The 12,315-nt window shown below is 74.5% G+C and carries 12 protein-coding genes; 5 read left to right on the plus strand and 7 right to left on the minus strand.

Annotated features, from left to right (window positions below; genetic code table 11):
* Positions 1-26 precede the first annotated feature (26 nt).
* Complete coding sequence (locus EAD89_RS17245) at positions 27-896, minus strand: S1 family peptidase (protein ID WP_121676464.1); 870 nt, start codon at positions 894-896, stop codon at positions 27-29.
* A 177-nt stretch (positions 897-1,073) separates the two neighbouring features.
* Between EAD89_RS17245 and EAD89_RS17250 the strand changes: the two genes are divergently transcribed.
* Complete coding sequence (locus EAD89_RS17250) at positions 1,074-2,252, plus strand: low temperature requirement protein A (protein ID WP_121676465.1); 1,179 nt, start codon at positions 1,074-1,076, stop codon at positions 2,250-2,252.
* Positions 2,253-2,263: 11 nt separating this feature from the next.
* On the opposite strand, the gene EAD89_RS17255 is transcribed toward EAD89_RS17250, so the two are convergent.
* Positions 2,264-2,836 carry a nucleosidase gene (locus EAD89_RS17255; protein ID WP_121676466.1) on the minus strand — a complete coding sequence of 191 codons (573 nt, stop codon included), beginning with the start codon at positions 2,834-2,836 and terminating at the stop codon, positions 2,264-2,266.
* A gap of 212 nt (positions 2,837-3,048) precedes the next feature.
* Here EAD89_RS17255 and EAD89_RS17260 point away from each other — a divergent pair, with 212 nt between their 5' ends.
* The gene (locus EAD89_RS17260) at positions 3,049-3,480 is read left to right on the plus strand and encodes a Rieske (2Fe-2S) protein (protein WP_121676467.1); all 432 of its coding nucleotides are present in this window, start codon (positions 3,049-3,051) and stop codon (positions 3,478-3,480) included.
* A gap of 30 nt (positions 3,481-3,510) precedes the next feature.
* Here EAD89_RS17260 and EAD89_RS17265 read toward each other — a convergent pair whose 3' ends face one another.
* Complete coding sequence (locus tag EAD89_RS17265; protein ID WP_121676468.1) at positions 3,511-6,408, minus strand: Hsp70 family protein; 2,898 nt, start codon at positions 6,406-6,408, stop codon at positions 3,511-3,513.
* Between the two features lie 141 nt (positions 6,409-6,549).
* Positions 6,550-7,758: a glycosyltransferase gene (locus tag EAD89_RS17270; protein WP_121676469.1), complete on the minus strand. Its 1,209-nt coding sequence runs from the start codon at positions 7,756-7,758 to the stop codon at positions 6,550-6,552.
* A 95-nt stretch (positions 7,759-7,853) separates the two neighbouring features.
* On the opposite strand from EAD89_RS17270, the gene EAD89_RS17275 reads away from it, so the two are divergent.
* The 3 genes from EAD89_RS17275 to EAD89_RS17285 all read left to right on the plus strand — a co-directional run bounded on the left by EAD89_RS17275 (position 7,854) and on the right by EAD89_RS17285 (position 10,062).
* Positions 7,854-8,186, plus strand: a complete 333-nt coding sequence (locus EAD89_RS17275; RefSeq protein ID WP_121676470.1) for a hypothetical protein — start codon at positions 7,854-7,856, stop codon at positions 8,184-8,186.
* A 177-nt stretch (positions 8,187-8,363) separates the two neighbouring features.
* Positions 8,364-9,056 carry a response regulator transcription factor gene (locus EAD89_RS17280; RefSeq protein WP_121676471.1) on the plus strand — a complete coding sequence of 231 codons (693 nt, stop codon included), beginning with the start codon at positions 8,364-8,366 and terminating at the stop codon, positions 9,054-9,056.
* Complete coding sequence (locus EAD89_RS17285; RefSeq protein ID WP_121676472.1) at positions 9,049-10,062, plus strand: sensor histidine kinase KdpD; 1,014 nt, start codon at positions 9,049-9,051, stop codon at positions 10,060-10,062. The genes EAD89_RS17280 and EAD89_RS17285 overlap by 8 nt, the downstream gene beginning before the upstream one ends.
* Before the next feature lie 24 nt (positions 10,063-10,086).
* On the opposite strand, the gene EAD89_RS17290 is transcribed toward EAD89_RS17285, so the two are convergent.
* The 3 genes from EAD89_RS17290 to EAD89_RS17300 all read right to left on the minus strand — a co-directional run bounded on the left by EAD89_RS17290 (position 10,087) and on the right by EAD89_RS17300 (position 12,151).
* A complete protein-coding gene (locus EAD89_RS17290) occupies positions 10,087-10,698 on the minus strand; it encodes a bifunctional 2-polyprenyl-6-hydroxyphenol methylase/3-demethylubiquinol 3-O-methyltransferase UbiG (protein WP_305034185.1) in 612 nt (203 codons plus the stop codon).
* A 101-nt stretch (positions 10,699-10,799) separates the two neighbouring features.
* On the minus strand, positions 10,800-11,480 hold the full coding sequence (locus EAD89_RS17295) for a DUF2064 domain-containing protein (RefSeq protein ID WP_121676474.1): 681 nt from the start codon (positions 11,478-11,480) through the stop codon (positions 10,800-10,802).
* Positions 11,477-12,151: a glycosyltransferase family 2 protein gene (locus EAD89_RS17300; RefSeq protein ID WP_121676475.1), complete on the minus strand. Its 675-nt coding sequence runs from the start codon at positions 12,149-12,151 to the stop codon at positions 11,477-11,479. Before EAD89_RS17300 ends, EAD89_RS17295 begins: the two co-directional genes overlap by 4 nt.
* Positions 12,152-12,315: the final 164 nt, after the last annotated feature.

Genomic DNA, 12,315 nt, shown 5'->3' on the forward strand with positions numbered 1-12,315 from the left:
ACCCGTCCAGCCCGGCGCGACGAGGATCAGGGCAGCGTCAGCCCGTACGCGGCCAGCACCTCCCCGATCGGCTGGTAGTAGGTGGTGCCGCCGGAGGTGCAGTTGCCGCTGCCGCCGGAGAGGATGCCGATGATGGTGCCGGTGGCCGCCACGTAGAGCGGCCCGCCGCTGTCCCCCGGCTCCGCGCAGATGTTGGTGCGGATCAGGCCGTAGACCACGTTGCCGCCGGCGTAGTTGACGGTCTGGTTGAGGCCGGTGACGGTGCCGCAGCGCACCCCGGTGGTGGCGCCGCTGCGGCACACCGCCTGACCGACGTACGCGCTGCCGGCGCCGTAGATCGTCAACAGCCCCGGGTAGGTGTAGACCGCGCTGGGGTGGGCGATCCGGCCGGTGTAGCGGATCAGGCCGTAGTCGTTGTTGGGAAAGCTGGTGGCGGTGCGGGTGCCGAGCACGGTGGTCTGCGCGCTGTCGGCGTACCAGGCGCCGGCGACGGTGGTGCAGTGCCCGGCGGTGACCACGTAGTAGGTGCTGCCGCTGCGCACGTTCGCGCCGAGCGAGCAGCGGCTGCCACCGCCGTAGATGGCCTGTCCGGCGGCGATCAGGGTGCGCAGCGTTCCGGGTTCCCGGCGCAGCAGAGCGCCGGCCCGGTCGGTCACCGTCCGGAGCACCGCCAGCTGGGCGGGAGCCACGGTGTCGTCGACGGTGAGGGTCATCCGGCCGGTGGCCGGGTCGTGGCCCCAGGCGGTGCCGGGCGTGCGTACGCCGGCCAGCACGGCCGTCGGGTCGGCGGCGGGCGCGGCGGGGCCGGCCCGGTCGGGGACGGCGGCCTGCGCCGCGCCGGGCGCGACGAGCAGGAGTGCGGTCAGGACGAGGGCGACGAGCGGGCTGCGGCGCATCCGAACCTCCGAAGAGATCGAGATATATGGATTCCGTCAAGCATCGCCCGGCGGCTGTCGCCATGGCAACCACGCCCCGTCGCGCGGGTGACCAGGGGTCGGCGGGAATCGTCGATCCGGGGACGGGCCCCGCCGGCGCCGCCGATAATCCTCCAAGGATGCGGCGGGAGGCCGGGCATGACCACCGGAGGCACTGCGGCGCTGGTACGCCGCCCGGAAGGATCGGCCCGGGCCACCCTGCTGGAGCTGCTCTTCGACGTGGTCTTCGTGGCCGCCCTCGCTCTGGTCTCGAAGCTGATCGCCGAACGTGAATCCTGGACCGGCGCCGCGGAGGTGCTGCTGACGCTGACGGCCATCTGGTGGACCTGGTCGGTCACCTCGACCACGACCGAGTTCTACGACCCTGATCAGCGCCCGATCCAGGTGATCCTGATGGTCGCCATGGTGGGGTCGGTGGGGATGGCGGCGGCGCTGCCGATGCTCTCGGCGGGGCACGCGATGGTCTTCGCGATCGCGTACGTCACCACGCACGTGGTGCGCGGCGTCGTCCTGATCACCTCGTTGCACCGGCAGGGGCACCAGGCGGCCAAGAGACGGGCCACGCGGTTCCTGTTCTGGTTCGTGGTCTCCGGCGTCTTCTGGATCGCCGGTGCGGTGACCGGTGCGCCGGACTGGAGACTCTGGGCCGTGGCGATCGCGATCGACCTGTTCTTCGCGGCGGTCCGGTACCCGACGCCCTGGCTGGGTCAGGTGCCCATCGAGCAGTACGACCGGACCACCGGGCACCTGGGCGAGCGGTACCAGCAGTTCATCATCCTGGCCCTCGGCGACATCATCCTGGTGCCCACCCTGGAGGTCAGCGGGACGCAGCTCGACCGCTTCCGGCTCATCGCCCTCTCCTGCGCCTTCGCCATCATGCTGCTGCTCTGGCAGATCTACGTCTTCCGGGCCGGTCAGTTCCTGTTGGCCGGGGCCGAGGCGAGGCTGGCGTCCCGACTGGCTCCGTACACCCATCTGGTGATGCTGGCCGGCGTGGTCGGCACGGCGGCGGCGTTCGACCTGGTCATCGCCCGGCCGACCGGAGCGACGCCGGTGCGGTGGCTCATGCTGATCGTCGGCGGTCCGCTGCTGTTCGTGCTCGGGCGCGTCCTGTTCACCTGGATGGTGACCAACAACGTGTCGTGGCGGCGGTTGGCCTGGCAGCTCCTGCCGCTGCTGGTGCTGCCGTGGGCCGGCGGCTGGCCGCCGCTGCTGGTCACCGTGGTCGTGGCGGCCGGGCTGGCCGGTCACATCCTGACCCCCGGCGGGGGTCGGGAGACCAGGCCGGGGCTGGAGTGGCGGCGAACCGACGACTGACCCCGCGACCGTCAGGGGAGGTGTCGGGCGGCCCACTCGGCGAGGTCCCGTGCGCAGGCGTCGACCGAATCCCGCCAGGTCCGCGCCGCGCCCTCCCCCGCCTCGTCGCTGACCTGCTTGACCAGCCGGCACGGCACGCCGGCCTGGCTGGCGGCCCACGCCACCGCGTACCCCTCCATGTCGACCAGGTCGGCGCGCTGCGCCAACCGGTCCCGTGCGGCGTCGTCGGCAACGAACGTGTCGCCGGTCGCCAGCACGGCGCCCTCGGCGGCCAGCGGCAGCGGCGCCCCGTACGTCTGGCCGGTCAGCGTGCGCAGCAGCGCGGTGTCCAGGTCGTGCTGGAGCACCGTGGCGACCTCGTGGATGCCGGCCCAGCCGGGCCGCAGCGCTCCCGCCGTGCCCAGGTTCAACAGCAGGGCGGGGCGCGGGCCGGCGGCCAGCACCGCCGCCACCGCGCTGGCGGCGTTCACCTTGCCCATCCCGGTGAGCAGCACCGGCAGCTCCGGCGGGAGGTACCGGGCCTCCTCCTCGACGGCGAGCACCACCAGCGGACGATCGGCCCGGACCGTACCCCGAAGAATCACCGCAGCATCGTACGGGCCGTCCCGGCGGCCGGCGCGGCGACGTCGGCGGACGTGTGCCCAGCCATCATTCAGCCGGCTCGCACCGCGTGTTCAGCCTGGTGCGGCAGGCTGGTCCGGCGAGCCACCGGACCCACCCGGGCGCGTCGTCGCCCGATGCGGCGACCGCGCCCGGACGAGAACCGTCCGGTCCGCCGACGGAGAGGTTGACGACGGTGTACGACGGGCAGGAGTTCCTCCGCGACAACCGCTGGTGCCTGAGCAGGCGGGCGCTGCTGACCGGGGCCGGTGCGGTCGGCGCGGCCGGACTGCTGAGCGCCTGCGGCGCCGGCGACTCCCCCGCCGGTCAGGCTGCTGCCACACCCGGCACCGTGCTGGCCGGTACCGCCGACGTGCCGGTCGGCGGCGGCACGGTCGTCGACGGTGTGCTGGTGGTCCAGCCCGAGGCCGGCGCCTTCACCGCGTACGACGCGACCTGCCCGCACCAGGGCGTGCGGGTCGGCGCGCCCAACGGCGGGGTCATCACCTGCCCGGCGCACAACTCCACCTTCTCGGCCAGCGACGGCGCTCGCCTCGGTGGCCCCGCGACGCGGGGGCTCACCGAGATCCCCGTCCGGGTCGACGGCACCAACATCATCCGGGCCTGACGAGGCCGGCCGGCTGCCCGGCCGCCGCGGTCAGTCGTCGGCGAAGCGGTACAGGACGAAGTCCTTGTCCGCGCCGCACGCGATCACCCGGGTGTTCCACGAGCAGGACGCGCTGCGGACGTCCTGAAGCTCACCCAGCTCGTCGACCTCGCCCGACTCGGCCCACACGCCGGCCAGGACCCGGTTGTCCGCCACCGTGCTGGGCGCCTTGGCGAAGACCAGCAGGTTTCCCTCATCGAGGCGGACCGCCACTCCCCGGCGGTCCCGCAGCACCGGCTTGCCCTTCGCGTCGAAGAGGGTGACGGTCGTCTCCGGGCTCTCCCGCTGGGCGAGCAGCTGGGCGCCGAGCGGAACCAGGCCGGTCACATTCGGTGCCGACCACCGAACCGTGTTCTCACCCTCGGTCGCGGCCACCACCTCGGTGCGCTCGGCCTCGCTGTTCGGCACCTCCAGCAGGCACGCCCGCCGCTTTCCGCAGGCGACCAGCTCCGCCGGGCGGCGCTGATCGTCCCCGGCCCGATAGAGAACCACGGGCGTGGCGTCGGAGTTCAGGTCGTACGCCAGCAGCTGGTACCCGCCGTCATTCGCGGCCACGTAGAGCCGGTCCTCGTGCGCCACCACCAGGTCGTCGAGGTCCGCGACGTTGTCCCACCGGCGCAGCACGGATCCGGTGGCCATGTCGAGCAACCGAGCCGACCGGTCCGCACCGATCTGCACGAGTCGCCGTCCCTTGCTCGTCCACGGGTTGCGGGGCGAGCCGTCGAGGTACGCCGGCCCGCCGGCCGCCTCGTCGGTGCCCACCGGCCAGACGACGGTGCGACGGCCCTCGTACTGGCCGCGGGGGTTGGGCTCCGTCCACGTCTCGTCGCCGTCGCTCAGACGCAGGCCGACCAGTCGGCCGCCGGCCCGGTCCACGAGCACCGCCACACCGTCGGCGAAGTACACGGTGTCGTCACCACGGATGGCCCGGTTCCAGCGCTGCGCGCCCGAGCGACCGTCGAGGACGGCCAGCTCGCGGGGGGTGCTGTCGCCCGGCGCGTCGGCGATGACCGCGACCGCCCCGGGGACGGCCACCAGCCCCGCCCAGTCGTCGGCGGTGACCTCGGTCTGCTTGCGCCACAGCTCGTCGCCGCTGCCGGTGTCGACGGCGACCACCTCCAGCCGTTTGTCCGCCAGCGGGTACCCGAGGTAGGCCCGGTCCTCGAGCACCGCCGTCCACGTACCGGCCGGCCTCTCGGGGCCGGCCGGCGGCCGGGACAGCTCACGCAGCGACCGGAACTCCAGGTCCGGGTAACGGTCACGGAGGAGATAGAGCGTCGCCGCGGTGGCCACCCCGGCCAGGGCGAGCACCGCGCCGAGCACGAGCCAGCGGGCCTGCCGCCAGCGCGCCGGGGAAGCCGGGGCGGTCGGCGGCGGGGTGGCACCGGAACCGCCGGCCAGGGTTGCCGGTACGCGGGCCGGCGCGGCCGGCACCGTCGGCGCGGTCGAAGCAGCAGCGGCCGGCACCGTCGGCGCGGTCGAAGCAGCAGCGGCCGGCACCGTCGGCGCGGTGGAACCAGCGGCGGCCGGCACCGTCGCCGCGATCGAACCGGGCGCGGCTGGCGAGGTCGGCGCGAACGACGGCCCGGCCGGTGCGGCCAGCGCCTGCGCGGGTACGGCTGGTGCGGGCGGCGGTCCGGCTGGCGAGGCCAGCGGTTTGGCCGGCGAGGCTGGTGCCGGCGGCGCGGGTGCTGCGGCCGGAGCGGGCGGGGCGAGGGGTGGCCCGGCGTACGCCGGCGCGGGCAGCTGTCGGCGCAGCGGCAGGTCCGTCAGCGCCCCCTCGGCCACGGGCAACTCCGGCTGGTCCAGCACCGTCGGGGCCACCCCCAGCTCGGCGTGCAGCATCCGGGCCACCAGCGGGATCCGCGACGACCCGCCGACCAGGAACAGCCCCGCGAGCTGGTCGGGACTCAGCCCGGCGGCGGCAATCACCTCCCGGGCGCGGTCGACCGCGCGGCGCAGCAGCGGCGTGGCCACCCGCTCGACATCGGCCCTGGTCAGCCGCACCGCATCGGGCACCCCGGGTACGGCGACCGGCGCCACGGTGGACCGGGACAGCGTCTCCTTGGCACCCCGGACCTCGTCCCACAGCCGCACCTGGTCGCGGCGCTGCGCCGGATCCGCCGGGCGAACCAGCCGGGCCCACTGCGCGGCGTGCCGGTCACCGACCAGCTCGCCGACCCGCTGCACCAGCGCCGCGTCGAGATCCAGGCCACCGAGGTCGGGCAGACCACCGTCGGCTACCACGCTGAAGCCCGAGTCACCCCACGGGTCGGCGCCCTCGTTGCGTAGCACCGCCACGTCGAGCGTCCCGCCACCGAAGTCGAACACCGCGATCGCGCCGCCGACCGGCACCGGCCGGTGCAGCACCTGCGTGTAGTAGCGGGCGGCGGCCACCGGCTCACGCAGCAGCCGGGTGCCCGGCGGCGTCGGCCCGGCGAGGGTGTGCTCAGCCGCCTGCGGCCAGCCGGCCCGCATCAGGGCGTCACCGAGCACCTGCCGCCGCGTCGCGTCCCAGGCCGCCGGGCAGGTGACCACCGCCGGAGGCAGGAAGCCGACCGTGCCCACCGCGGCCCGCGCGACCGCCGCCAGCACCGCGGCGAGCAGCTCGGCCGGCGGGTACGAGCGGTCACCGAGCAACACGCCCGGCTCATCCACCCGACGCTTCGGGTTCGCCTCGAACCGGGCCGGATCGGCCTGGGCCAACCGCCGGGCGTCCCAACCGGCGTGCAGCGTGCCGTCCGGGTCCGCGTACACGGCGGACGGACTGACCGGCTGACCGTCCATCAAGAGCGGACGGGTCCGCCCGTCCGGCCAGCGCAGCACCGCGACCGTGTTGGAGGTACCGAGGTCGACGCCGAGGGCGAAGCCCTCGTGCTGGCCTGCCATCTGTCCGATACCTCCGCCGCGACGAGGGGAACTCAGCCCCGCATCGTACGCAGCCGGCGCCGGCCCGCTGATCACTCGGTCGGGACCGCGCGATCCGGGTATTGGACCACCACCGCACGCCGGGCCTCACCTGCTCACCCGTCAGCGCCCGTCTTCGAGCTGCGTGATGAGCGAGAGCACAACAGCAGGACCGTCGTCGGAGCGGATCCGGCGAGCAAGTTCGGTGGCGCGCTCGTGATAGGTCGATCGGTCGAGGCAGGACCGCAGCGCTGCGGTCAGGGTGTCGGCGGTCAGCTCATGCAGTGGCAGTGGGTGCGGGGCAACGCCGAGGCGGTGCAGCCTGTCCGCCCAGAAGGGCTGGTCGACCAGGACGGGCACCGGGACCGCTGGTACTCCCGCACGCAGCCCGGCGCCGGTGGTGCCTGCTCCGGCGTGATGGACCACGGCAGCCGTGCGGGGGAACAACCAGTCGTGGGGCAGGTCGCCGACACGCAGGATGTCGTCACCTTCGGGTTCGAGTCTCGCCCAGCCGGACTGGACGACGGCGCGCACGCCGGCACGTTTGACGGCGACCTCGACGACGGCCTGAAGTCGCTCGTGGCTCGGGGTCATGCTGCCGAACCCAACGAACACCGGAGGGGGACCGGCCCCCAGGAAGTCGACCAGCAGATCCGGGGGTTGCCACCCCGGTGGTCTGACCGGCCACCAGTATCCGGTCACACGCACCGTCGCGGGCCAGTCGGCGGGCCGGGGCACCACTGTTGGGCTGAACCCGTGGCAGATCGGCCAGTCGTCCGGCGCCTGTGCGGTGGCGGCGGGGAGATCGAGCCGGGCGCGCAACCGCCGCAGAACGTCGGCGTAGAGGGAGTCGGTCCGGGCGAGCAGGTCGCGGCCAGCGGCGATGTTGTCAGCGGGCGGGAGCTGCCCGGCGGGCCAGCCGGGTGGCGGGAACTCCCTGGTGGGAACCCCTGGCGCGAGATAGACGCCTACGCTCGGGATGCCGAAGCCTTCGGCGACGAGCCGGCCCAGCGGGGCCGGGCCGTGAGCCGTGAGCAGTATGTCGGTGCCGGCGGCTGCCGCGGCCAACACACCCTCGCCCAGTTCGTCGAGGAACGCGGCGAAGACCGATCGCGCGGCCTCTGGGGAGGGGGCAGCCGTGCGTGCGCGTACGAGTTCGACCGGATCGCCGGGAAGGGCCCGGTACTCCAGCCCGCCCTCGCGCACGAGATCGGCGAACCGGCCGTGTGCGGCAAGCGCTACCTGGTGGCCCGCCTGCTGCAGCCGCTGGCCCAGGCCCGTGAAGGGCGCGACATCACCTCGCGAACCCGCGGTCACGATCAGAATCCGCATCAGCTCTCTCCCGTCGTACCGCCGGCCTGACCGGCCAGCACACCCGGGCCCTTCATGGCTCGGCGGCATCAACAGGCCGCCGGTACCATGCGGGGATGGGCAAGTTCCTTGCACTCTTCAACGGCGCGGCCGATGAGGCCGGCAAGGCCGAACTCACCGAACAGCAGCAGACCGAGTTCATCAACGCTTGGGCGTCATGGGCGCAGGCCAACGAGAAGGCCCTCGTCGATCCCGGCGCTCCATTAAACGCGAAGAAGCTGGTCACAGCGCGGGGTGTCGAGGATTTCACCGACCCCATGACTGGCTACACCATCGTAGAAGCGGACTCGCACGACGAGGCAGTTCAGATCTTCTCTGAGCACCCGCACCTGCGGATTTTCGCCGGAAACTCGATCGCAGTCGTGGAGTGTCCGCCTCAGCCCAGCTGATACCCGCGTCCGCGAGCGGGACAGCTCACGCGACAGCGCATGTCCGCCGCCGAGGGTCGGCCAGCAAGGCGCTTCCGTCCTCCGCGGCAATGAGGGTGACGCCGACGTAAGGGAACCGCAAGATCTGCCGGTTCGGCCCGGCGCTGGTGCTGGCTAGGCTGGCCGGGGAGGTGACCGGTGGCGCAGCGGGTGCTCGTGGTCGACGACGACCGGACCGTCAGCGACGTGGTCTGCCGCTACCTGGAGCACGCCGGGTACGACGTGAGCCACGTCGGGGACGGGCTGGCCGCGTTGGACGCCGTGCGGGATCGGACGCCGCACCTGGTGGTGCTGGACCTGATGCTGCCGGGGCTGGACGGGTTGCAGGTGTGCCGGCGGCTGCGGGAGCGGCCGGACGGCGTACCGATCATCATGCTGACCGCGCGCGGCGACGAGGCCGATCGGGTGCTCGGCCTGCAACTGGGCGCGGACGACTACCTGGGCAAGCCGTTCTCGCCGCGCGAGCTGGTGTTGCGCGTCGGTTCGGTGCTGCGCCGAGCCGGGGAGCAGGCCGGGCCGGCGGCGGAGGTGCTGGTCGACGCGGGGCTGGAGGTGGCCACCGGGCCGCGGGTCGCCCGGCTGCACGGCGGCGAGCTGGCCCTGACGCTGCGCGAGTTCGACCTGCTGGCGCACCTGATGCGGCATCCGAGGCGGGCGTTTCGCCGCACCGAACTGCTGGAGCGGGTGTGGGGCTGGAACTTCGGCGACCAGTCCACCGTGACCGTCCACGTGCGACGGCTGCGGGAGAAGGTCGAGGACGATCCGGCCGAGCCCCGGCGGATCGTCACCGTCTGGGGCGTCGGCTACCGGTACGAGCCGGCCGATGCGTGACCTGGCGCTGATCTTCGGCGCGGCGCTCGGGGCGGCGATCGGCGTCGGCCTGGTCGGCGCGTTGACGCTGCGGCTGCTGCGCGACCGGTCGATCACGGTGCACGTGTGCGTCCTGCTCACCGTCACCGTGGCCGCCGTGGTGGCCGGGGTGGTGGTGGTCGCCCAGGCGATGTTCCTGTCTCCGCACGACCTCCAGGTCGTGCTGCTCACGGTGGCCGCGGCGGCGGTCGTCAGCCTCGGCGTCGGCTGGTACTTCGGTCGCCGGCTGGCGGTGGCCGCGGTCTGGGCGGACCAGGCCCGGGAGCGGGAACGACGGGTCGAGAAGGGCCGTCGGGACCTGGTCGCCTGGGTGTCGCACGATCTGCGGACGCCGCTGGCGGGGCTGCGGGCGATGGCCGAGGCGTTGGAGGACCGGGTGGTCGACGATCCGGCGACGGTGGCCGAGTACCACCGGCGGATCCGCGCGCAGACCGACCGGATGACCCGTCTCGTCGACGACCTGTTCGAGCTGTCCCGGATCAACGCCGGGGCGCTGCGGCTGACGCTGTCCGCGGTGCCGCTCGGCGAGGTGGTCTCCGACGCGCTGGCCGGCACCGCGCCCCTGGCCGAGGCCCGCCGGATCCGCCTGGTGGCCGCCGAGTCCGGCTGGCCGACCGTGCTGGCCAGCGAGCCCGAGCTGGCCCGGGTGGTGGGCAACCTGCTGCTCAACGCCGTGCACTACACCCCGAGCGACGGCACGGTCCGGGTGGACGCCGGGTGCGAACGGGATGCCGCGTGGCTGGCGGTCGCCGACACCTGCGGCGGAATCCCCGAGGACGACCTGCCCCGACTGTTCGATGTGGCGTTCCGGGGTGAGCCGGCCCGTACGCCCCGCTCGGGCGGGGAGGGCTCCGGCGGGCTGGGGCTGGCGATCGTCCGAGGGCTGGTCGAGGCGCACGGCGGTCGGGTGGACGTGCAGAACGTCGTCGGCGGCTGCCGCTTCGTGGTGCGTCTCCCGGCGGCCTGACCCGAGTCGACCGGCCGACGCGGGTCAGGTGTGGTCGGATTCGAGCGGGTGGTCGACGGTCAGCTCGCCGAACCAGCGTCGGCCCCGGTGGAACAGCTCCCGCACGGTCAGGCCGGCGGCGCGGGCGACCGGCGGCACGGCGTGCGTGTCGAGCCGGGCCCAGCGGAACGCCGGGCCGAGCAGCAGCCGGCCGGCCCGGTGCGCGGCGGCCACCCGGGCCTGGCCCTGCCACATCCCGGCCCCGGGCGGCTCCAGCTCGACCAGGACCGTGCCGCCGGGCGCGAGCAGCGCACCGCACCGGCGCAGCAGTGCGATCGGATCGCCGCCGATGCCGATGTTGCCGTCGAGCAGCACCGCGTGCGCCCACCGGCCCTCGCCGGGCAGCGGATCGAACAGGCTGCGGTGCAGGGCGACCGCACCCCGGGCCCGGGTCAGCCGCACCGCCGTCGGCGAGACGTCCACACCGACCGCCGACAGCCCGGCCCGGGCCAGCGCCACGGTGAGCCGGCCCGGCCCACAGCCGAGGTCGAGCGTCGGCCCCGCACACCGGGCGACCACTACGGCCACCGCCGGCTCGGCCGGGCCGTGCCAGCGGTCCACCGGCAGCCGGCTCCGCACACCGTCACCCTGCACCAGCCACCGCCCGCCGGCTGGCCGGCCCGCGAGCGCGGGGCCGAAGGCATCCTGGACCAGCGGTTCCCCGGGCCCGGTGAGCCGGGCCGCCGTGTCGACCGGGTTCACCGCCGGTCCCCCGGCACCAGGGCGAGCCGGACCGTCGCGACCCGCCGGGCGAACCGGCCCTCGGGCACCTCCATCGCCACCGCCAGGGCGTCGGGCCACTCGTCGACGTCGCGGAGCACCGGCAGCGGCGCGACGCGCAGTCTCCGCCCGGTCAGCGCCGCCCAGGTGTCGTGACCGGTGTCGGCTGTCGACATCGGCACCTCGCGCAGCACCTCCGCGTACCGGGGATCGCGCAACCCCAGCGACCACCAGCCGCCGTCGCGCGCCCGGCCGAGCACCGCGTCGGCGACGCGCAGCCGGCGGACCGCGCCGGTCAGGCGGGCCGGGGTCAGCTGCGGGGTGTCCATCCCGATCTGGAGCACCGGCCGGCCCGGGTACGCCGCCGCCACCTCGGCGTACGCGTTGGCGAGCCGGTCGCCCAGCCCAACCCCGCGCTGGTCCAGCACGGACCAGCCGGCCAGCGCGGCGGTCAGCTCGACGGCGTCCTCCGCCTCGGTCAGCCGGCCCGCCCAGGCCAGCACCGGCGTGACCCCCGGGGTGGCGCGGACGGCGTCGAGGGTGTCGCGCAGCGCGGCGGCGGCGATCCGGGCGGCCTGCTCCGCGGTGGCCGGAGGGCAGAGCCGGGTCTTCACCGCCCCGGGCACCGGAGCCTTGGCGACCACCAGCAGGACGGTCACCGGGGGCCGTCCACGGTGCGCAGCACGCCGGCGAAGTCGCGGGTGGCTCGCAGGGTGCCCCGGACCGAGCCGGACACCTTGGACCGGGTGCCGGCGGCCCGGGGCGCGTAGGTCACATCCAGCTCCTGGATCCGCCACCCGGCGGCGGCCGCCCGGATCAGCAGTTCGAGGGGGTAGCCGAAGGCCCGGTCGGCGACGCCGAGGGCGAGCAGCGCGTCGCGGCGGGCCACCCGGATCGGGCTGAGGTCCCGCAGCGGTACGCCTCGACGGCGCAGCAGCGCCGCGACCAGCGCGGTGCCGGCCCGGGCGTGCCACGGCCACACCCCGGCGCCGACCGGTCGCCGCCGGCCCACGCTCAGATCCGCCGTCCCGGCCGCGACCGGCGCGACCATGGCCGGCAGCTCGCCCGGGTCGAAGGAGCCGTCCGCATCGAGTACGCAGACCAGCTCACCGTCGGCGGCCTCCAGGCCGGTGTGCACCGCCGCGCCGTAGCCGCGCCGGGGCTCGTGGACCACCCGGGCGCCGTGTCGGGCGGCCACCTCGGGCGAGCCGTCCCGGGAGCCGTTGTCCACCACGATGGCCCGGTAACCGGGTGGCAGCGCGGTGAGCACGCCGGGCAGGGCGGCCGCCTCGTCCAGGCAGGGCAGCACCACGTCGATCTGAGTCGGCATACCGCCGACGCTAGGGCGGCACCGGGCCGGCGGAGGCCGGAATGTGCTTACCGAACGCTTACCACCTGGGCATTTCTTACCGTCCGGTGACAGGCCGGCGGTTCCGCCGACGGGAGGTCGGCTGCCGCCGTACCGTCCGGTGGTCATGACCTCGACCACCGCTC

Origin of the sequence: Micromonospora sp. BL4, from assembly GCF_003667505.1 — a bacterium.
GTDB lineage: Bacteria > Actinomycetota > Actinomycetes > Mycobacteriales > Micromonosporaceae > Micromonospora.

Excerpts from the sequence above, each read along its gene's own strand:
- EAD89_RS17245 (WP_121676464.1), bottom strand. The coding sequence starts at position 896 with ATGCGCCGCAGCCCGCTCGTCGCCCTCGTCCTGACCGCACTCCTGCTC.
- EAD89_RS17250 (WP_121676465.1), top strand. The coding sequence starts at position 1,074 with ATGACCACCGGAGGCACTGCGGCGCTGGTACGCCGCCCGGAAGGATCG.
- EAD89_RS17265 (WP_121676468.1), bottom strand. The coding sequence starts at position 6,408 with ATGGCAGGCCAGCACGAGGGCTTCGCCCTCGGCGTCGACCTCGGTACC.
- EAD89_RS17270 (WP_121676469.1), bottom strand. The coding sequence starts at position 7,758 with ATGCGGATTCTGATCGTGACCGCGGGTTCGCGAGGTGATGTCGCGCCC.
- EAD89_RS17275 (WP_121676470.1), top strand. The coding sequence starts at position 7,854 with ATGGGCAAGTTCCTTGCACTCTTCAACGGCGCGGCCGATGAGGCCGGC.
- EAD89_RS17285 (WP_121676472.1), top strand. The coding sequence starts at position 9,049 with ATGCGTGACCTGGCGCTGATCTTCGGCGCGGCGCTCGGGGCGGCGATC.
- EAD89_RS17300 (WP_121676475.1), bottom strand. The coding sequence starts at position 12,151 with ATGCCGACTCAGATCGACGTGGTGCTGCCCTGCCTGGACGAGGCGGCC.